Annotated in this window: 18 protein-coding genes; 13 read left to right on the top strand and 5 right to left on the bottom strand. The window is 61.2% G+C overall.

What is annotated here, in order from left to right; genetic code table 11:
* Position 1: 1 nt before the first annotated feature.
* From J7I84_RS01350 to J7I84_RS01365, 4 genes are all read left to right on the top strand, one after another.
* Entirely contained in the window at positions 2-961 is a 960-nt protein-coding gene (locus J7I84_RS01350) for a carbohydrate ABC transporter permease (RefSeq protein ID WP_214939581.1), read from the top strand.
* 74 nt (positions 962-1,035) lie between these two features.
* Entirely contained in the window at positions 1,036-2,643 is a 1,608-nt protein-coding gene (locus tag J7I84_RS01355) for an ABC transporter substrate-binding protein (RefSeq protein WP_214939584.1), read from the top strand.
* Positions 2,644-2,754: 111 nt separating this feature from the next.
* Complete coding sequence (locus J7I84_RS01360) at positions 2,755-4,263, top strand: glycoside hydrolase family 32 protein (RefSeq protein ID WP_214939587.1); 1,509 nt, start codon at positions 2,755-2,757, stop codon at positions 4,261-4,263.
* A gap of 124 nt (positions 4,264-4,387) precedes the next feature.
* Positions 4,388-5,323, top strand: coding sequence for a carbohydrate kinase (locus tag J7I84_RS01365; protein ID WP_214939590.1), 936 nt, complete (start codon positions 4,388-4,390; stop codon positions 5,321-5,323).
* A gap of 312 nt (positions 5,324-5,635) precedes the next feature.
* Here the strand turns inward: J7I84_RS01365 and J7I84_RS01370 are convergent, their stop codons facing one another.
* From J7I84_RS01370 to J7I84_RS01390, 5 genes are all read right to left on the bottom strand, one after another.
* Positions 5,636-6,427 carry an SDR family NAD(P)-dependent oxidoreductase gene (locus J7I84_RS01370; protein ID WP_214939593.1) on the bottom strand — a complete coding sequence of 264 codons (792 nt, stop codon included), beginning with the start codon at positions 6,425-6,427 and terminating at the stop codon, positions 5,636-5,638.
* A 163-nt stretch (positions 6,428-6,590) separates the two neighbouring features.
* Positions 6,591-7,412 (bottom strand): sugar phosphate isomerase/epimerase, encoded by an 822-nt coding sequence (locus J7I84_RS01375; RefSeq protein WP_214939595.1) that lies wholly within the window; start codon positions 7,410-7,412, stop codon positions 6,591-6,593.
* A 179-nt stretch (positions 7,413-7,591) separates the two neighbouring features.
* Positions 7,592-9,010, bottom strand: coding sequence for an MFS transporter (locus J7I84_RS01380; protein ID WP_214939598.1), 1,419 nt, complete (start codon positions 9,008-9,010; stop codon positions 7,592-7,594).
* A 380-nt stretch (positions 9,011-9,390) separates the two neighbouring features.
* Positions 9,391-9,933 carry an AAA family ATPase gene (locus J7I84_RS01385; RefSeq protein WP_214939601.1) on the bottom strand — a complete coding sequence of 181 codons (543 nt, stop codon included), beginning with the start codon at positions 9,931-9,933 and terminating at the stop codon, positions 9,391-9,393.
* Complete coding sequence (locus J7I84_RS01390; protein WP_214939604.1) at positions 9,933-10,580, bottom strand: bifunctional 4-hydroxy-2-oxoglutarate aldolase/2-dehydro-3-deoxy-phosphogluconate aldolase; 648 nt, start codon at positions 10,578-10,580, stop codon at positions 9,933-9,935. The genes J7I84_RS01385 and J7I84_RS01390 overlap by 1 nt, the downstream gene beginning before the upstream one ends.
* A 231-nt stretch (positions 10,581-10,811) precedes the next feature.
* On the opposite strand from J7I84_RS01390, the gene J7I84_RS01395 reads away from it, so the two are divergent.
* The 9 genes from J7I84_RS01395 (at position 10,812) to J7I84_RS01435 (ending at position 19,291) form a co-directional block, all read left to right on the top strand.
* Positions 10,812-11,714, top strand: coding sequence for a Gfo/Idh/MocA family oxidoreductase (locus J7I84_RS01395; protein WP_311381036.1), 903 nt, complete (start codon positions 10,812-10,814; stop codon positions 11,712-11,714).
* A complete protein-coding gene (locus tag J7I84_RS01400) occupies positions 11,707-12,702 on the top strand; it encodes a LacI family DNA-binding transcriptional regulator (protein WP_214939610.1) in 996 nt (331 codons plus the stop codon). The genes J7I84_RS01395 and J7I84_RS01400 overlap by 8 nt, the downstream gene beginning before the upstream one ends.
* A complete protein-coding gene (locus J7I84_RS01405; RefSeq protein WP_214939613.1) occupies positions 12,699-13,265 on the top strand; it encodes a VOC family protein in 567 nt (188 codons plus the stop codon). Before J7I84_RS01400 ends, J7I84_RS01405 begins: the two co-directional genes overlap by 4 nt.
* A gap of 3 nt (positions 13,266-13,268) precedes the next feature.
* Complete coding sequence (locus tag J7I84_RS01410; RefSeq protein ID WP_214939616.1) at positions 13,269-14,168, top strand: sugar phosphate isomerase/epimerase; 900 nt, start codon at positions 13,269-13,271, stop codon at positions 14,166-14,168.
* Positions 14,168-15,160 carry a Gfo/Idh/MocA family protein gene (locus tag J7I84_RS01415; RefSeq protein ID WP_214939619.1) on the top strand — a complete coding sequence of 331 codons (993 nt, stop codon included), beginning with the start codon at positions 14,168-14,170 and terminating at the stop codon, positions 15,158-15,160. Before J7I84_RS01410 ends, J7I84_RS01415 begins: the two co-directional genes overlap by 1 nt.
* A gap of 199 nt (positions 15,161-15,359) precedes the next feature.
* Positions 15,360-16,571, top strand: a complete 1,212-nt coding sequence (locus J7I84_RS01420) for a CynX/NimT family MFS transporter (protein WP_251045911.1) — start codon at positions 15,360-15,362, stop codon at positions 16,569-16,571.
* A gap of 200 nt (positions 16,572-16,771) precedes the next feature.
* A complete protein-coding gene (locus tag J7I84_RS01425; RefSeq protein WP_214939621.1) occupies positions 16,772-17,758 on the top strand; it encodes a Gfo/Idh/MocA family protein in 987 nt (328 codons plus the stop codon).
* Between the two features lie 133 nt (positions 17,759-17,891).
* A complete protein-coding gene (locus tag J7I84_RS01430; RefSeq protein WP_214939624.1) occupies positions 17,892-18,641 on the top strand; it encodes an SDR family NAD(P)-dependent oxidoreductase in 750 nt (249 codons plus the stop codon).
* 185 nt (positions 18,642-18,826) lie between these two features.
* Entirely contained in the window at positions 18,827-19,291 is a 465-nt protein-coding gene (locus J7I84_RS01435) for a VOC family protein (RefSeq protein ID WP_251045912.1), read from the top strand.
* Positions 19,292-20,063 lie beyond the last annotated feature (772 nt).

A 20,063-nucleotide genomic window follows, 5' to 3' on the forward strand; every position in this document is an offset into this window, starting at 1 on the left:
AATGTCTCTGACAACCAACCCCCGCACTACCGAAAGCCCTACACGGGCCGTCATCCAAGACCGTCCCAAGCAGACGCTGCGGGACAAGTACGGTGACAGGGCCTTCAACATCACAGCCACAGCCATCCTGCTGCTGTCCATCCTGGCCGTGGTCTACCCCCTCTATTTCATTGTGATTGCTTCGGTCAGCGATCCGAACGCAATCTACGAAGGCAAGGTCTGGCTGTTTCCGTCGGGCGTGACACTTGAGGGATACCAGCGGATCTTCGCTGACAGCCGGATCTGGAACGGCCTGGGCAACACCCTCATCTACACCGTCGTGGGCACCGCGATCAGTGTCACTACGATTCTTTGCGGCGCCTACGCACTGTCACGCAAAGATATGCCGGGCCGGAAAATCCTGATGCTCCTGTTCGTCATCACCATGTTCTTCGACGGCGGGCTCATCACCAAGTACCTGGTCGTCCGGGACCTGGGCATGCTCAACACCGTCTGGGCCGTCGTCCTTCCCGGTGCCGTCGGGGTATGGAACCTGATCATCGCCCGATCCTTCTTCGAACACACCATCCCGAACGAACTCCGCGAAGCCGCCCAGATGGACGGCGCCACTGACTTCAAGTTCTTCTTCAAGATGGTGCTGCCACTATCCAAGCCCCTGATCATGCTCATGATCATGATCCACGTCGTGGCCCAGTGGAACTCGTTCTTCGACGCCCTGATCTTCCTCAATGACGACTCCAAGTACCCGCTGCAGCTCGTGCTGCGCAACATCCTCATCCAATCCGATGTTTCATCCACCGGCACCACCGGAGGAGACATCCAGTCCTATGCGGCAGCGCAAAGGATCGCAGAGCTCACCAAGTACGCCATGATCGTCGTCTCGAGCCTGCCCCTGATGATTGCCCTGCCATTCATGCAGAAACACTTCACCAAGGGCGCCATGATCGGCGCCGTGAAATAGGGACCCTTCCCGCACCACCCGTCCCGGGGCATCCGCCACGGGCCGGCAAAACACACCTCAGAATAGGAATGACCATGGCAATCAGCCGCAAATACGCCGTCCTTGGCGCCCTCCTGGCCGGAACGATGACGTTCACCGCCTGCTCCGGCAGCAAGACCGGCACCCCGGAGATCAAAGACGCCTCCGCTGACTTCGGATTCCAGGAGACAGGATTCCCGATCGTCAGCAAGCCGCTGACCCTGAAGTTTTCAGGCACCAAGACCGCGCTGGCCCCGGACTACAACACCATGACCGTGGTGAAGAACTGGGAAAAGGACACCAACGTCCATATCGACTGGCAGAACCTGCCCGATACCGTCTTCCAGGAAAAGAAGAACCTCATCCTGGCCAGCGGTGACCTTCCCGACGCATTCTTCAACACCGGCCTGACCGATGCCGAAATCGCCACGTACTCCGCCAGCGGCACCCTCATCCCGCTGGAGAACCTGATTGAAAAGAACGCACCCAACCTCTCCAAGCTGCTTACGGCCCGCCCGGACATCAAGGCAGCCATCACCTCCTCGGACGGACACATCTACTCCCTGCCCTCCATTGAGGAGCTCGGTCTGGTCCAGTTCCCCAACGAAATAGCCATCAACACCGCATGGCTGAAAAAGCTCAACATCCCCATGCCGAAGACCATCGGTGAATTCCACGACGCCCTTCTGGCATTCAAAAACCAGGATGCGTCAGGAACCGGCAAAACCATTCCGCTGAGCTTCATGCCCGGTTCCTGGTGCGGGGACATCGTTGACCTGATCGCCGCCCTGGGAGGCGTGCCGGACAATATGGACCACCGCATCGTCCAGGACAACAAAGTCGTCTTCACCCCCGCCCAGGACGGCTACAAAAAAGCCATCCAGACCCTGCACCAGTGGTACCAGGAAGGCCTGATCGACCCGGAATCCTTCTCCCAGGACGACAAGGCCTACCTCGCCAAGGGCAAGGCAGCCACGGAAAACCTTGGCTCGTTCGCCTGGTGGGAAATCCCCGAAATGGTCGGCGCAGACCGCGCCAACGACTACGCCCTCGTGCCCGTACTCCAGGGCGTCGACGGCAAACGCATTGCCAGCCAGTCCAACAACCAGGAAATCGCCCGCGGCGCCTTCGCCATCACCAGGGCCGACAAATACCCCGCCGCGACCATGCGCTGGGCCGACAACCTCTACGACCCCATCCAGTCCGCCCAGGCCAACTGGGGCCCGATCGGCGAAACCCTCCAAAAGGACGCCAACGGGCTTCTGACTCAGATCCCCGCCCCGGCCGGGACCAGCGAAGGCGAACGCCGTCAGAAGGTCGCCCCGGGCGGCCCGAAGGCCAACACCGCGGAGAACTTCAAAACCGTCGTCGCTCCCGAACCGCGCGCCGCGGAACGCCAGAAAACCGTCACCGAAAACTACAAGCCCTTCGCAGGCAACGACGGCTACCCCCCGGTGGCACTGTCCACCGAGGAACTTCAGCAGATCAGCACGATCGAGACTGACACCGCCTCCCTGGTCAAACAGAACATCGCCAAGTGGATCGTTTCCGGAGGCATCGAGCAGGAATGGGACGGCTACGTCACCCAGCTCAAGAACATCGGCGTCGACAAAATGATCGAGGTCTACCAGCAGGCCTACGACCGCTACAAGAAGAACTCCTAGCCATCGGCAGGGCGGGGGAGGCCGGACACCACACCGGCCTGCCCCGCCGCCCGGGAACCAGCGCCGGGAAATCTCCGCACGCACCAGCACAGAAACGAGATCTGAACCCTCATGACTGCCGTGACCGCCACGACGGCCGACACTTTCCGGCCTGCCCTGCACTATGCAGCCCGGAATACCTGGCTCAACGATCCCAACGGCCTGATTTTCCATGAGGGCGTCTACCACCTCTACTACCAGAACAACCCGCTCGACAATGTCTGGGGCAACATGTCCTGGGGGCACGCCACCTCCACGGACCTGCTGACCTGGACCGAGCACCCCGTCGCCATCGCCTGCAACGAGACAGAAGACATCTTCTCCGGCAGCATCGTCTACGACCGGAACAACACCAGCGGCTTCGGCACAGGATCAACCGCTCCGCTGGTCGCCATCTACACCAGCGCCTACAAACAGGTTTCCGCCCACCACGGCATCCAGGCCCAGTCCCTGGCCTACAGCCTGGACGGCGGCTACACCTGGACCAAACACACCGGTAACCCTGTACTGAACCGGGGATCAGCCGACTTCCGCGACCCAAAGGTCTTCCGCTACCAGTCCGACGCCGGCAGCTACTGGGTCATGGTGGCCGTGGAAGCCCAGGAGTTCCAGGTCGTCCTCTACAAGTCCCATGACCTCAAAAGCTGGGAACTGCTGAGCAGCTTCGGCCCGGCAAACGCGACCGGCGGCGTCTGGGAGTGCCCGGACCTCTTCCCGCTGCCCGTCGACAGTGACCCGGACAACATCCAATGGGTCCTTACCGTAAACCTCAACCCCGGCGGCCCCAACAACGGCTCGGCCGGACAATACTTCATCGGAGACTTTGACGGCACCACGTTCACCTCAGCCACCACGGTCACCGAAGGCCTCCAGGATCCGGCCCGGCTGGGCGACTACCAGTGGCTCGATTGGGGCCGCGACTACTACGCAGCCGTTTCGTTCAGCGACGCTCCCGACGGCCGCAGACTCATGATCGGGTGGATGAACAACTGGCAATACGCCAACGAGATCCCCACCTCCCCGTGGCGCAGTCCCATGTCTTTGGTCCGTGAAGTTTCCCTGCAAAGCGCGGCCGGGAGCTGGCAGCTGGTCCAACAGGCCGCAGGGGATCTGGCCCCACACGCCGGGCACAGCCCGTCGTTCAACCTAGCGGCAGTTGAAATATCGGACGGCCAGCACATCCTGGACGGCGCGGCCGGCAGCGTCCAACGCATCGACCTCAGCGTCGCACCCGGAACAGCCGAGGAATTCGGACTAATCGTCCGCGGCAACAGGACGCAGGGCACCCGCATCGGCATCCGGCCCACGGATAGCCGCATCGTCGTTGATCGCCGCGAATCCGGGCAAACAGACTTCCACGAAACCTTCGCCTCCATCGACACCGCCCCGATCCAGGCGACAAACGGTTCCTACGAACTCACCATCTATGTGGACCACTGCTCCGTCGAAGTCTTCGCCCAAGGAGGCCAGATCACCTTGACCGAACTGATCTTCCCGGCCGCCACCAACACCGACGTCTCGCTCTACGCCACCGGCGGCACAGCAACGCTCAATAACCTAAGCGTCACCCAATACGCTTAGCCGTCCCCGAGCCTGCCGTCGAAGCAGCACCGGCCGTCTCGGCTTGAGCACGGCAGGCAGCGCACACGCCGCCGCCTCCTCCACCACGAGGCCGAGCACCCCCTAACCTGAAGAAAGACATGACATGCACTATCTCGAGTCCGCCGGCCCGACCCGGCAACTCCTGGACGTCGTCGTTGTCGGCGAAGCGCTCATCGACGTCGCCACCTCGCCGGAGGGAACAAGCGAATACCCCGGCGGGTCACCCGCCAACGTCGCCTACGGGCTTGGCCGGCTCGGCATCAATACCGGGCTGCTGACCGCCATCGGCGACGACGAGCGCGGCGCCGCCATCCAGCGGCACCTCCACAGTGCCGGCGTGACGCTCCTGCCCGGGTCATACTCCCTGGACAGGACGCCGTCCGCGACGGCGACCCTCGCTCCGGACGGGTCCGCCAGCTACGACTTCGACATTTCCTGGGCCCTGGAACCGGCCGCTCCGGCCTATGCCCCTAAGGTCCTTCACACCGGTTCAATCGCCACATTTCTCGCACCGGGTGCCGGTGCGGTCAAATCACTCCTGCAGCAATGCCAGCACGAATGCACGATCACCTACGACCCCAACATCAGGCCCGCGCTCCTCGGCAGCCACGCCGAGGCAACAACCATCTTCGAAGACCTGATGCATCTGACGAACGTCGTTAAACTAAGCGACGAGGACGCCCAGTGGCTCTACCCCCGGAAGGATTTGGATGAAACCGCCGCTCACATCCTGGGGATGGGCGCCGATCTTGCAGTCATCACCAAAGGCTCGCAGGGTTCACTGCTCGCCACAGCTGCAACACAGCTGAACATCCCGTCAGTGACATCCAGAGTCGCGGACACGATAGGCGCCGGCGACTCATACATGGCAGCCCTCATCCTGGGACTGCTCACCCGCGGGACCGATCGCCTCGCCCCGGCCGTTCTCGAACAACTCGGGCGCACCGCCTCCATGGCCGCCTCCATCACAGTGCGGCGCCCGGGCGCAAATCCGCCCACCCTAGAGGAACTCAGGTCCTACCTGCAGCCGGTGTCATAACCCCGGAGGTACGACCCATCCGTCCAACAATCCAGAATCCTCCCGCGCTGCCGGCGGCCGGCAACGGTCGGCAGCAGCGCGGGAGGCCGCAGAGACCGGCCTGTCCAACCACTGATGCTTCCGTGTCAGATTGGGGTGTGCTGCAGCCTGACAAGCTGATTAAAGCGCAAGGTAGCTCCGCCCGGCGACGTCAGGCCAAGCAGATGCGCGGGTTTGACGTCGCCGGGTAGTGACCGTCGCGGGGGCGCGGCCGCCGGTGTTCTGGGGCGACACCGATAGGTTACTTTCCGGGATGCCGGTACGGGTCGTGTGTCAGGATTTGGAGCTGGGTCGCCCAGGAATATGGCTAAGAATGGACTTGGAGAAGCCACCATCGACACAGATGTCCTGCCCGGTGACATAGCCCGCCAGAGGGCTTACAAGAAATTCGATCACGTTCGCAATGTCCATGGGATCTCCGATTTTTGCCAACGGGATGATATCTTCCCTTGCCTTCTTGATTTGGGGATCTTCATACATTTTTTCAGTCATCCGTGTATGAGTCATGCCCGGCGATACGACGTTTGCGCGAATTCCGTCAGGCGCCCATTCCAATGCGAGTGTTTGGGCCAGCATCGTCAACGCGGCCTTGCTGGGGCTGTAAGCACCCGATCCCGCATGTGGTAGCTGGCCAGACATTGAAGAGGTAAAACAAGCGGAGCCCCTGCTGTGCTTCAAATGCGGGTAGCTTGCTTTGGCAAGAAGCCACGGGCCGCGGAGGTTGACGGAGAACATGCTGTCCCAGTCCTCAAGGGACACGTCACAGATGGCACTAGGGTTTGCGATCCCCGCATTTGCCACAAGTGCGTCCAGTCCACCAAACTCGGCTACCGCAGCCTCTACCAATTTACCTGGCACCTCTGGATCACCGAGGTCGCCCGCCAATGCGATAGCGGTACCGCCCATTGACTGGATCGAACGAACGACTTGCTCCTGGCCGCCGTTCGCTTCGTGTCCAGCCACTGCGATCATAGGGTGTACGCCACGAGCCAGAGCCGCCTCTGCGATGCGCAGGCAGGTAGACGCTCCTATGCCGCTACTTCCACCACTAACCAAAGCCCTCATCACACAACTCCTTTATCAGCGGTTCACATGAAAAACAATTGCTGCTGCGAAATCTCATTAAAATCAAGACCTGCAAGTTCATTGCGTCTCAATTCGCAATGTGAACTATCTAAGATTTTTCCTGCGGATCTTCGGTTAACGCGTCGCGATCGCAAAACCTGGGTTAATTTTCCAGTTCCCAGCCCTGATCTTTCAGGTCCTGCATTGCCTTCTTAAACTCTTGCACAGGGTTCTCTTCGCGAATAATCTCAAGAACAACGTTGTTGACTCCGCACGTTTCCCTGACAGCCTTTCCCAGTCCGTTCCAGTCGATCACTCCAGTGCCGATTGGATCATGACCCCAGGTGTCCGTGCCCGTATCGGAAATATGCACCAGCCCAATTGACCCGTGATGGGCGCGCAGGCTTTCTACCGGATCCTCGCCTATGTAGGCGGCGTTGGCGACGTCGTACACGATCTTGACTGAATCGTCGGCAACAGCGCTTACGACGCCTGCCAGTTCCTGGATGGTAGGAGTGAAGCAGTAGGGGGTGTTTTCGAAGAGCAGTCGTGTGCCGGCCTGCTTGGCCAGCGGAATGAGATTCTCGAGACTCTCGTACATCCACCCGTAGGTCTTTTCGAGCGAAGGGGAGATCATCGGGCGCCTGGTGCCGGGCGATATCACAACTTCGGGGACGTCCCAGGCTTCCGCCAGGTCAATCACGGACTTGATGTGCTCAACACTTTTGCGACGCATATTGGCACCGGGGCTTGCCAGGTTGATGTCATACCCGCCAGCATTGAGTGACCTGATTTTGGCGCCGTATTCGGTGAGTCGCGCGCAGGTTGTCGAACGCTCCGAGTTCGAGATTTCATCCGGCCAGCAGTGTGGCGAGCTAACGGGCACTTCAAATGTTCTATATCCATGATCGACTAATTCAACTATCGCGTCAATTGCCGTAGACGACCATAGATAGGAGAAGGTATTAACAATCATTTGGTTCATTTAAAGGCATCCTTTCAGTTCGGCGTTTATGGGAGAAAAAGGTTCGTTCATAACGCAACGTGAATTTTGGTCGTGGAAGGGATCGCGCCCTTGGGCAGCCGGGCGGATCGACGAGACCCGGGGCCGACGCGCCCCTTGTTGTCTGGTCGAGCCTCCACGGCTTCCTAGGGACATGCTGCCTACCGGGAGAGCTTGGCCTTGTCGGTGGCCGACGAAGTGCTCAGGAGGAGGTGCTCTCCTTCGAGTACTTCGGGGTCGGCGGGAGCTACGGTGGCCCGGGCGGCGCGACTGCCGGTCTCGGGGAGCGTGAAGTAGACGGCGAGGCTGAGGGCGACAATGGCGATCATGTAGACCGCGACATACATGGGATGTCCGGCGCCGACGAACGCAGCGGCGATCAGTGGCGCCGTGCCGCCGAAAACGGCGATCACGATTTGATGTGCGAAGCCGATGCCCGATACCCGTACCGCGGCTGGGAACAGTTCGGCCTGGATGGTCGGGTAGACCGCCTGCCAGATACCGAGCACCACCCACCCGGACGCCGATACCAAAACGTAAACACCGAAGCCCGGCTGGTTCAGCAGCAGGAGCATGGGGTAGAAGAGAACGATCATGCCGATGGCACCAATGATGGGGAAGATTTTGCGTCGGCCTAGCCGATCAGAGAGCGCGCCGCAGACCGGCACGATGACAACGAGCAGGGCCAGCCCGATAACGTTTCCGGCCAGGGTGGAGGACAGGTCGCGGCCGGTGGTGAGCTTGGCGTAGGTGGGGAGGAACGTGGCCCAGGTGTAGTAGGCCACGGCCGGGGCCGAGAGCGCTGCTGCCTGCAGCAGAGCCTTCGGATGTTCGCGAAGCAGGTCCATCAGGCGTGCCGTGGCGGACTTTTGATCGATGAGGGCAGTTGCCTCAAACTCAGGAGTCTCATCTGAGCGGGCCCGCATGACGAGACCGACGATGCCGAGGATGCCGCCTACGACGAAGGGGATGCGCCAACCAAAGGCGGCGAGGTCCGCTGGAGCAAAGGCCGATGTCACCATTGCCGCGGCCCCGGTGGCTGCGAGGGTCGCGAGGCCGCTTGCCATGTTGGTGAACGAACCGAACAGGCCCCTCCGGTTGGCGGGAGCGTGTTCAACCATGAACGCGATTGCGCTCTGCCCCTCACTGCCGGCCGAGATGCCCTGGATGATGCGGGCAATCAGAAAGAGAACAGGTGCCGCATACCCGATCGTCGCAAACGAGGGCGTGAGGCCGATGATCAGAGCACCAAGTGCCATCCCCGAGATGGACAGCGTCAGGATGCGCCTGCGCCCGAACCGGTCAGCCAATGGGGAGATGATGATTCCGCTGAGCGGGCGTACAACAAACCCGAGCGCGTAGGTGAGCAGTGCCGCGATTAGGGAGGCGAAGGGGGAATCGCTAGGAAATATCTGCCCCGAGAACACTGCTGCCAGCAGCCCGTAAACGTACCAGTCGTACCACTCCACGAAGTGGCCGATCGTCCCTGCCACCATATTGACAGTGCGGCGAGGGTGCACAGACACGTCGGGAAGCTCCGAAGGCTCCGGACTGCCGACGGCTTCTTTTGAGGTCTTCATTGAACTCTCCATATTTTTACCTTTGTTGCCGAAGGGGCATTTGAGTATTCCCGAACACCTCGGTGCGCGGGTCTCGCCCGGCTGTGAACTGGGCTCGGCGGGACAACCGGCTACCAAGGCCCACAGCCGGTGCAACGCATGGGCGCTGCCTGACTTGCAGTGCAAAAAGCTGATGCAGTCCCAGGTCTTTACCAATGAGATCGGTTGCTGAGATCGGTTGCAAGCAACGATACGGATGGAATGTGATTCTTGTCAACGTCTTGTATGGTCGCGGCGAAGATTTCGAGATAAGCCTCGGTTGGGGACGGACCTGTCAGCGAGCTTCTCTCCACCATGCCCCGCTGATCATCGTGCGACGAATCATCCAACACCAGTTCAGGTCAATTGACCCGAAGGGGCGCCTCATTGTTGAAGTCCTGGAAATCCACTCCGGACCAGACGCACTCCAGGTTGCCGTATATGGACCAGTAGTCATCCCAGTGTGCAAGTTTCCACTGGTCTCGTTCCAGTGCGCGGCGGGTGAGCCGCGTACGTAGGACGTCTTGAGGCACCCGGACCCGTATCACGGTGATAGCGGAGGAAGGCCATTGGAAGTCTTCTGCCGCTCGAGTCAAATAATCGGGGTCTCCGAAATAGGCTCCAAAGGGAGCGTCGAGTACTACTGACCGGCCGAGGCGCAGGTTTATCCCAGCCACATCCATGAGGGTCTCGTACTCGAGGGGCAGCAAGTTGGCGCGATAGTAGTCGTTGGACTCGCGGTCGGTGGGATCATGCCCGCTGGCGGTCAGCGCGAATTCGACGAAGCGGCCGCTGACCCGGTCTTTGTCCAGGTATGCAGCTTCATGCTGTTGTGCTGTTTGCTGGGCAATGGTGGTTTTCCCTGAGCCTGCCGGCCCGATAACAATGAAGACGCGGGGGGACATTATTTGCGGGCCTCTGCTACCGCTGAAAGGAACGCCCTGGCTGCCTCGGTGACGCGGGTAAAGTCGCCGTCCGGTTGCCATGCTTTTGTTACGTAGCTGCCAACGCCGACGCCTGCCACGCCCGCTGCGAACCATTCGCCGACGTTTTCCAGGGTGACGCCGCCTGCGGGCATGATCGGCAGGTGTGCCAGTGGAGCCAGCACCGATTTTGCGTAGGCGACTCCGCCGGCCTCGGTCGGGAAGAGCTTGAGGATGTCGGCGCCTGCCTCGGCGGACTGGACGAGCTCGGTGGGTGTGTAGGCTCCGCTGATGGTCGGTATCTGGTAGCGGTTCGCTGTGCGGATCATCGCGGGGTTCAGCTGCGGGCTGACCAGGAATTCCGCGCCGGCCCGGGTGCATTCGTATGCTGAGTGCTCGTCGAGCACTGTCCCGGCACCGATGGCTACTCCGCTGGGTCCATGCTTGGCAGCGAGCCGACGGATCACGTCTATGGCGCCGGGAATTGAAAGTGTGATTTCGAGCGCCCGGAATCCTCCTTCGATGGCAGCTTCTGCAACGCGTTCGGCAACCTCCGCGTTCTCCAGCCTCACGATAAGGACGGCCCCGGACTCGTCGATGGTTTGCAGGGTGCGAAGTTTCTTATACATGCTGGCCTCTCTCTTGGCCGGGAATCTCTAACTTTTGAGGGGCCCGACCCGGTGTGGGTGTTTGCTTCCGTTGACAAACTCTCCCACTATCCATACTGTTATTGCAACCGATCTCAGCAACCGATCTCATACAAGGGGGTATTGCGGTTGACGCACGTACGGACAATCATTCTCGGTGCTTCCCATTGGCATGTTCCGCTCTGTGCGCAGGCAATTGCGGAAGAGCACGAGGTGATCGGAGTCGGTGACGACGACGTATCCCGCGTGCAGGTGCAGAACCTGGCCGATGGCTGGGGGGCTCCGGTTGAAGCCGACTGGCGGAAGCTGGTTGGTCTCCCTGGCGTCGGACTCGCGTACGTCTTTGGTCCCCATGAGGGTATGGCCGAAAAGTGTTTCGCCCTGATCGAGCGGGGTATTCCGTTCGTCGTGGAAAAGCCATTGGGTACTTCCCTTGACGAGCTTTCCGCCGTGCGTCAAGCCGCCGACGCAGCGGGCGTGCCTGCCACTGTTCCTCTGGTCCAGCGCGGCGGACCCACAGAGCAATGGCTTGCCAAGGCAGGCCGGGCCACTTACCAGCGAGCCTCATTCATTGCCGGTCCACCCTCCCGGTATCTCGACAATGCCAATCCCTGGATGCTCGATCCGGTCAAGGCCGGCGGGGGTTGCCTGGCCAACCTGGCTCCGCATTTTGTCGATCTGTTCCTCCGGGGCAGCGGTGAGTCAGCAGCGCACGTGGGCTCCCGGCTCTCATCGGTTCTTCACAACCAGGCCGTGGAGGATCACGCCAGCCTGATCATCACGACACCCGAAGGACGCGAAGCCATTGTGGAGGTCGGCTACGCATTCCCTGGCTCCCCGCTTAAGCGCTACTGCAGCTTCACCTCAGTCGGTGAGGCAGGATTCGCCGCCGTCGATTCGGACGGCACAGCTACGTTCACGGCACTGGACGGCACCACCGAGGTCGACAAGATCAACGTGGACAGCGACCCTCTTTACGCTCCGTTCGTGCGGAGCGTCGCCCGGACGCTGGAAGATGGATTCCGGGGCCTGACCACACTGGCCCAGCTCGAAAATGTCATGCGCCCCATCTGGCGGGCCTATGACGACCAGCACGGAGGAAGAGAACATGCCTGACTTAAGCATCGACGTCGTAGCAAAAGCTGCCGGCGTCCACCGATCAACGGTCTCCCGGGCGTTCTCACGCCCCGAGGCGGTGAAAAGTGAAACACGCGAGCACATCCTCCGGGTCGCCGAGGGACTCGGCTACACCATGAGTCCGCTCGCCCAGGCGCTTCGTCGCAAGACCAGCACTTTTGTCCCGCTGATCGTCCCTGACATCACGAACCCGTTCTTCGCAGAACTTGCCAAGACGATGACGCAGGCGGCGGACGAGCGCGGCTACCAGCTGTTGCTCTGCGTCACCAATGGTGACCCCGCCAAGACCGACGGATACTTCACCGCCATGCAGGCCATGTATGCTCCCTTCGGGATCGTTGCGCCGTCCATAAAGGTCGATACCGAGGCCATGAAACGGTTCGATTTCGGCCACAAGGTTGTGGTGATCGACCGGGTTGAAGGGGACGACGCCGTTCCCACGGTCACCGTGGACAGCCGCCGCGGAATCATGCTGGCCCTGGAGCACCTGCACGGCCTGGGGCACAAGTCGATTGGCTACGTGTCCGGGATCGCCGGGACGCACACCGCGCAGGACCGGATGGACGCCTATTTGGAGCTGTCCGCCGAGAGCGGCAGCGCACCTGTCGTGTTGGACAGCGGGTCGGATCTGGATGCGGGCACGCGGGGGGCAGAACATTACCTTGAGATGGACAATCCGCCCACGGCCATCATCGCGGCCAACGACATGGTGGCCTTTGCGGTCATCTCGGCACTCGGCCAACGTGGCGTACGCGTCCCTGAGGACGTGTCGGTCATCGGCTTCGATGGTCTCGCTCTCGGGGCCCGGTTTAACCCTCCTCTAACCACGGTTCGCCAGCCGATCGCCGACATGGGACATATCGCCATCGAACTCGCCGAGAAGCAGAACGCAGATGGCTCGGTGGACCATATCGTCCTCGAACCTCAGCTTCTGGTCCGCGGCTCCACCTCTGGACCACGCACATGAGCGGGGGACAGGAGTCCACGCTCCGGCGTCTGCCGGGGATCCAGCACACAGACCACGTCGGCCTGACAGTGCCCAACCTTGAAGACGGCATTCGGTTCTTCGTCGAAGTCCTGGGAGCTGAAGAGCTGTACCGCTCCGAACGCGGGCCCGACGAAGAATTCATGCCCACAAACTTCGAAGTCCCGGCCGATGCCAAGCTCACGCTCGCAATGCTGCGACTGCCACCGAACCTCAACATCGAGCTTTTCGAGTGGAGCAGCGCTGAGCGGCGCGATACCCCACCGCGGCACTGTGACGCCGGTGGCCACCACCTGTGCTTCATCGTCGACGACGTCGATGAAGCGATCGCAGTGCTGCAGGAAACACCTGGGGTACGCGTGCTCGGGGAGCGCAAAGAAGTCGCCGGTGACAGCCCCCGGGTAGCCGGCAACCGCTGGACCTACTTCGTCACCCCTTGGGGATTGCTGATGGAAATCGTGGATCGAAGCCGCGTCGCATCCCCGCCCCGGCTGGTCGGTCCCGCGGACTGGACAGCAGCTCCAAACACTCCAGAAAGGACATGAACAATGCGGCTAGCCGGTCACACACTAGGCACCCCGGACCACACGGTTCCCCAAGCACTTGACCTATTCCGAGCCGCAGGGCTCGATGCCGCCGAAGTCATCTACCAGAATGACTACAAATCCGGCTTGCCGTTAGGTGATCGTCGCGCCGCCATGGAGGCCCTAAAAGCGGCCGAAGGCGCAGCCATTCCCATCGTGGGTCTGACGCCCTACACCACCGCCATCAACTCACTGGACAACGTGGAATGGGGCAACGCCGTCGATGAATTCCGTGGCGCCATAGAGACCGCGCACCTGCTCAGCGCTGACCGGGTCCGTGTCTACGCCGGATCCTGGCACCCCGGCGATAACGACCACGCGGCGCGATGGGCAAAACTGCGTCAGGCATTGGAAACCCTGGCGCCTGTTGCAGACCAGGCCGGGGTCCGTCTTTGCGTGGAAAACCACTTCGGCACCATGACCCAGACCGCGGCGGACACCGCTGCCCTGGTCCGCGAAATTGCCCACCCTGCCGTCCGGGTGCTCTACGATCAGGCAAACCTCACGTTCACCCACGACGAAAAGTACGAACAGGCCCTCGCTGTTCAAGGTGACCTGATCGGTCATGTCCACGTCAAGGACCTCGTCTTCACCGACCCCGACGCCGCCTTCCGCGCCACGGAAACGGCCCGGGTCAACGCCTCCGAGCGGGCCGTCCGCTCCCGCGTCGTCGGAAGCGGCGTTGTTCCATGGTCAGACATCCTCGCCGGGCTGCTGAAGCATGGCTACGACGACGTGCTGAGCATCGAGCTCGAGTACCGATGGCACCCGCAAGACCTCCCCGCGCCCGAGAACGGATTCCGGGAATCCGCCGCCGTCCTGCGCTCAATGCTCTCTGATCTGGCTGACGTGAGGAACGCCTGATGAACACCACCCGTCTCCGCGTCGGAGTAGTCGGCGCCGGCAACATCGCCACCATTGCCCAGCTACCCACCCTCGTCCAACGCGATGACGTTGAGTTGGCCGCCTTGGTGTCGCGGCGGGAGGATCCAGGCAACCTGGTCCGACGCTGGGGGTTCAACGCCGCCTACAAAACCATGGAGGACATGCTGGATTCGCAGGAGCTGGATGCAGTGTTCGTGCTGACGCCACGCTCTGAGCACGCCCATGCCGTCCAGCTATGTCTCAGCCGTGACATCGACGTGTTCTGCGAAAAGCCCCTGGCTCCAGCGACCGATGAAGCAGAACGCCTGGCAGACCTCGCCGACGAGCGCGGACGAGTCCTGATGGTGGACTTCAACCGCCGCTACGCGCCCGTCTACACCGCAGGCCGGGAAGTCTTCGGCACCAACGGCGCCACCTTCTGCGTCGCCCAGAAAAACCGCCCTGGCTCGGAATACCGGGCGACATTCGAGAACGCCATTCACATGGTCGATCTCCTCCGCTGGTACTGCGGCGGCGAACCAGTAGACGTTGCCGCCCACGCGGCCGGTGACGACCCTTGGGAAGAAGACGGCGTCGCAGCAACTATCCGCTTTAGCACCGGGAACACGGGCGTCCTGATGGCAGCCCGTACGGCAGGAGCATGGAACGAAAAACTGGACGCCTACGGCGACGGAAAGACCGTCGAAGTCAGGGCACCGGAGACGGTTTCTACCACCGTCAAGGGCGTTACCACATCCCGGGAACTTAGCGCCGAGGCCTATGGGTGGGCTACTGCGACAGAAACTCTAGGATTTTCGGCTGCCGTTCATCATTTCCTGGACCGCGTTGCTGACAGGGCGCAGCCGCTAACCTCAGGCCGGGAAGCGGTCCACACCCAACGCCTGCTCGACCGGATTCTCGCTGCCGCCGGACTGCCGACAGAAGAGCAAGCCGGCCGGGAATGGGCCAGCCACGCAGTAAACGAAAGCTAACAACCAACCGAGCCCGCCCATTCCCGCTGCACTTCCAGACCTTAATGGGAGCTTTGTGGAACCGTGGCCTGAACGAACCTGCTGAAAATAGGGAGGTGCAAACATAGCTCCTCTTCGCCTCCGTCAGGGCAGACCACAAACCAGGGGAGCGGGAAGTCACCCGTTACGCGGCCGGCTCACCGCGCTTGCCGGCATCCTGCTGGTCGCGTTCAGCGCCAGAGAAGCGGTTTCGGCGGTGTCCCCGCTCCTTGGTCCAATAAGTGAGGACCTTCCCCTCGACGCGGTGATCACAGGGATCCTCGGGATGCTGCCGACCGCCGGCTTCGCAGTGATGGGCTTCCTGGCTCTGCCGCTCCTCCGGCGTTTCCAGCTGGAACACCTGCTGCTGGTTTCGATCCTGATGACAACACTTGGGCAGGTTGGACGCGCACTGGGATGGAACATCTCTGCGTTCTTAGTGTTCACCTGGATCGCCATGCTGGGGATCGGGGTGGTCAATGTGGTGATTCCGCCTCTGCTGATGAAGTACTTTCCCGATAAAACCGGGGTCCTCGCAACCCTCCACGTAACTCTCCTGGGCATCAGCACCGCGCTGGCCGCCCAAGCTGCCATACCATTGGCCAACCTTTATGGCTGGCGGTTCTCCACAGGCATTTGGTCAGTCCTCAGCACGGTGGCGGCCATACCCTGGTTAATAGTTCTCGCAGGCAGGCGAACGGTTGCCCGCACCAAGAAGCCGCGAGCCACCCACGCCCCGTCGCCCCATACGGACGCGATCAAGCCGTGGAGATCATCAATTGGCTGGGGTGCAGCACTGATCTTCGCAGGCTGCTCGAGCAATACTTTTGCCGCGCTCACGTGGCTTCCAGCTGTTCTCATCGACAAAGGAATGAGTCAGGAGACCGCTGGATCCATGCTGGCGCTCTATTCCATCCTCGGCCTGCCTGTCGGCCTGATTGTGCCTGTGGCAGTGGTGAGAATGTCTCGCCCGCTACCCATCGCAATCCTGTTCGTCGTCACGTTCGCCGCCGGCTACGGAGGCCTCGTCTTTACGCCACCAGCCTTTGCAATGGTGTGGGTCGTCATGGCGGGACTTGGCCAAGGGGCATATTCCTTCGCGTTTACGATGATCAATAAACGAGCACGAACCCAAGCCGGCTCCGGCGCGCTATCTGGTTTCGCCCAGGGAGTCGGCTACGCCCTCGCAAGCACTGGCCCCTTCCTCTTTGGTCTCCTGCATCATCCAGGGGATGGCTGGCTGCCCTCGTTCGGCATGCTCGGGGCCTGGCTCCTGGTGCTTACGGCAGGAGCCGTAATGGTCAACAAGCCACGCTTGCTCGAAGACGCCTCCCGGGTGGTACAGCCAGGACTGGAGAATCCGATGGCAACAGATCAACAAAAAACCACATAGCCTACGCCGACAACCGAGAACGCTTGGCCCACCGATCTGAACCAACCAGCTCCTTGACAGACCATCCTTACGACCATATGTTTGTTGCAACCGATCTCAGCAACCGATCTCACTGAGCTAAGAACGTAGCCGATCTCAAGGGAGAGACACTTTATGATCAACTGGTTCATCCCCGGCCTGACCTTCCGTGGCGCCACATCATGACCGCGACGTCACATGCCCCGCGCGTCGCCGTCGTAGGAGCGGCCGGCTGGGCCGGATCACGGCACGCCAGGGCCTTCGCCGCGGCAGGGGCCAAGGTCACCGTCCTTGTGGAGAAGGACGAGCGCGGCCTCGCCCTCGCCCAGGAGCTGGGCGCACGGTTGGTGCCAAGTACCGCAGAACTCCATCCCGAACATTTGGACCTGGTCGTCGTAGCACTGCCCACCACCATGCAACCGGTCATATGCGCAGATCTGCTGAACCGGGGATTCCGTGTGTTGACTGAAAAGCCGGTGGCCGCAGATGCCGAAGGTGCTGCCGTCCTGGCCGCTGCTTCCGGGGTGAACGAGAGGCTTATGGTCGGGTACACGCTCCACCACCATCCCGCCGCCGCACTGGTCTCTCAATGGATCAGGAACAAGAGCGTGATCGCCGTGTCCGTCCGTTCCGTCGCCCACAAACAGAACGTCCACTCATGGCGCGCTGACCCGAAGGAGGGCGGCGTCGCTGTAGTGAATGGCATTCATGCCATCGAATTAGTCTCATCATGGTTCGACGGCGACCCGAAATTGCTGGCCAGCAGCGCGAGCAGCAGCTTGTACGGGTCACCGGTGCCGGAGCACGTCGTTTGCGCCCTCGAATTTCCTGAGGGTGTCGTATTCACCATGCAGAGCTACTGGTCTCCCTGGCGGGAGCCTCAAGGTCTCAATCAGGGCGACTGGAGTCTCACCGTCGATGTCCTGACGAGTGAGGGCCGGATGTTGTGGTCCAACGATTCCCTTCGCGTGTGGGAGCGTGACGGTGGCCAGAACGAAAAGACCTTTGACCCCTCCGACCTCTTCCTTCTCCAAGCAGAGGCGGCGCTCAAGTTCTGCAGGGGTGGAACCCCGGCGGTCACTTTCGCCCAGGCACTCCGTGCTACAGAAATTTCTGATGCAGTCCGGGCAGATGCACTTTCCCGCGCTGAGGGCATGGTCTCGCCGTAGCGTCCCAAACAAATCGACACCACCAAGCCGTCGACTGAACAACCTCAACTAAGGAACTTGATATGAAGCGACCACCTTACGCTCCGCCCGCTGGAGAACTGCGGTGCGGCCGCATCGACAGTGAAGGAAACCGATGAGCCTCAAAGGCCAGGTGGTTCTGGTAACCGGATCGAGCGGGGGGATTGGCGATGCCGCTATGAGCGCATTTAGGGCTGCCGGTGCCGTCGTCATTGGCGCTGATCGGTCCCCTAAAGAGGACCAGGCCTTGGAGGCCTTCTATCCTCTCGACATCACTTCCGAGCAACAATGCGCAACGGTTGTCCAGGACATCAAGGCCAGATTCGGCCGCATCGATGTCCTCGTCCATGCAGCAGGAGTGCTCGGCACCACCCCCGACATCATGGAAACAACCACAAAGGAATTCGACTCAATTCTGAGGATCAACGCCTCGGCAACGTTCTCGATGGCACGGGAGACAGCCAAGTCAATGCTGGAGTCCGGAACGGCCGGCGCGATCGTCATCTTATCCTCCGTCGCGGCCAAGGAAGCGCGCCTGAACTACCTGCCGTACAACGCGAGCAAACTCGCCGTCCTACACATCATGTGGTCATTTGCAGAATTGCTTGGGCCCCAGGGGATCTCCGTCAATGCCATTGCGCCAGGTCCGGTGAACACGCCCATGTGGGCGCAGTTTGCCAAAGATTCAGGCCCGGATGCGGCTGCCAATAGGGCAAAGAGGGCAGCTGAACTGCCGATGCGCCGGTTCGCCGAACCCGACGAAGTCGCCCGCGCCATCCTTTTCCTGACCGATCCCGACAACCGCTACATCACCGGCGTGTCTCTCGATGTGGCCGGCGGAGCACACCTGGGAATAGGAACCTGAAACCCTGCACGGTGCCTCGCACCAGGCGTAACCATAACCCCGCTCCGGCCCCTCAAGGCCGTTCTGACGTCCTTACTGTGACCCTGCAACCCAAGCAAAGTTGAAGCCCCCACCTACCAAGGAGACAACGATATGTCCGTTCTTTTTGTCCAGTTCAGCCCCTCAAGAATGTGTAGGTGGAAGAAATGAAAACTGCAATCCGACATCATCACACTGCCCTGCACGTCACGGACATAGAGCGCAGCGCACGATTCTACGTGGAAGGGCTTGGCCTTACCCGCGTGAAAGAGTGGACGTCGGGCCCATACATCGGCGAACTCTACGGCCGTCCCAACGTCAAGGTCAAAGCCCTGATGCTCACAACGGGTGACGGGACTTTCAACCTGGAGCTGGTCCAGGTGGAGGATCCGCCACCCGCTGTCAACCCATCAGAGGCGCAGCCGGGAACGGCACATCTTGCCTTTACCGATATCGACGTGCGCAAGGTCTACGCCGGAATGACGGCACTCGGGTATAAGGCTCTGTCCGAACCGGTCGCGCCCGCCTCGGGCCCAGTTGCAGGAGGCCTGCTGATCTACATGCTCGATCCAGACGGCAACCGTGTGGAGCTAATTCAGGAGCCAGACTGGCAGCCAAGCGACAACTCTTGAGCCACCCGCACCCATTCAAACATGCTCGGAATGTTTAAACCCCACCTGACCAAATCGGGCGAGTTGGGGAAATGCCGCATGGAAGCAGCAGCGCTTTTACGGTTCCGGCCGGCAGGGGGCCGCTGTCATCAAACAAGACCTGCCTCTCCTGGACAGCAACGACACCTCCGCCCAGAAGCCGATCCAGTGGCACAAGTCTGAGGCAAGGACTTGCTGCGCCATCTAATGGTTTGGCTCACGGGTACCCTCCCGAGTCTGCTCGACATTCAGCGAACGCCACGGCTAGGAGCACCAAACCGTGTCCTATAGCGAGGAAGGTTGCATCGGCGCGGATTGCAGCCTGTTTCCTCGAAGCTTGACGATGAGACTACCCGCCAGGTCGAGGCCCCTGGGAGGGGCCGCTCGGGCGGAAACACAGGCGGCCCCGGTGTTCCGCCCGCAGGCCAGTTTGATTCCCTGACCAAGCTCTCCGTAGCTGAGGGAATCTCCCCGGCCGCGAGCAGCGACGTCGTCGCCGACCACATGCAGGAATGGTCCGGGTGGGAGCGCTGTCAGGCTTTGGGTTTAGGGATTGCAGTTCCGGTGGGTGGGTTGGTCGCGAAAGGGCACGCCGCATGACCGCTTGGAAGCGGTCATGCGGCGTGCCCTTTCTAGGTTGGGCCTGGGCAGCAGAACTCCTGCTGTAGTTATCCCTTGACACCGCCGGACGTCATGCCGGCAACGAACCAGCGCTGGAAGGCCAGGAAGATTGAGAGAACGGGGATGAAAGCAA

The sequence above is a fragment of the Arthrobacter sp. ISL-85 genome, assembly GCF_018613675.1.
Lineage (GTDB): Bacteria > Actinomycetota > Actinomycetes > Actinomycetales > Micrococcaceae > Arthrobacter.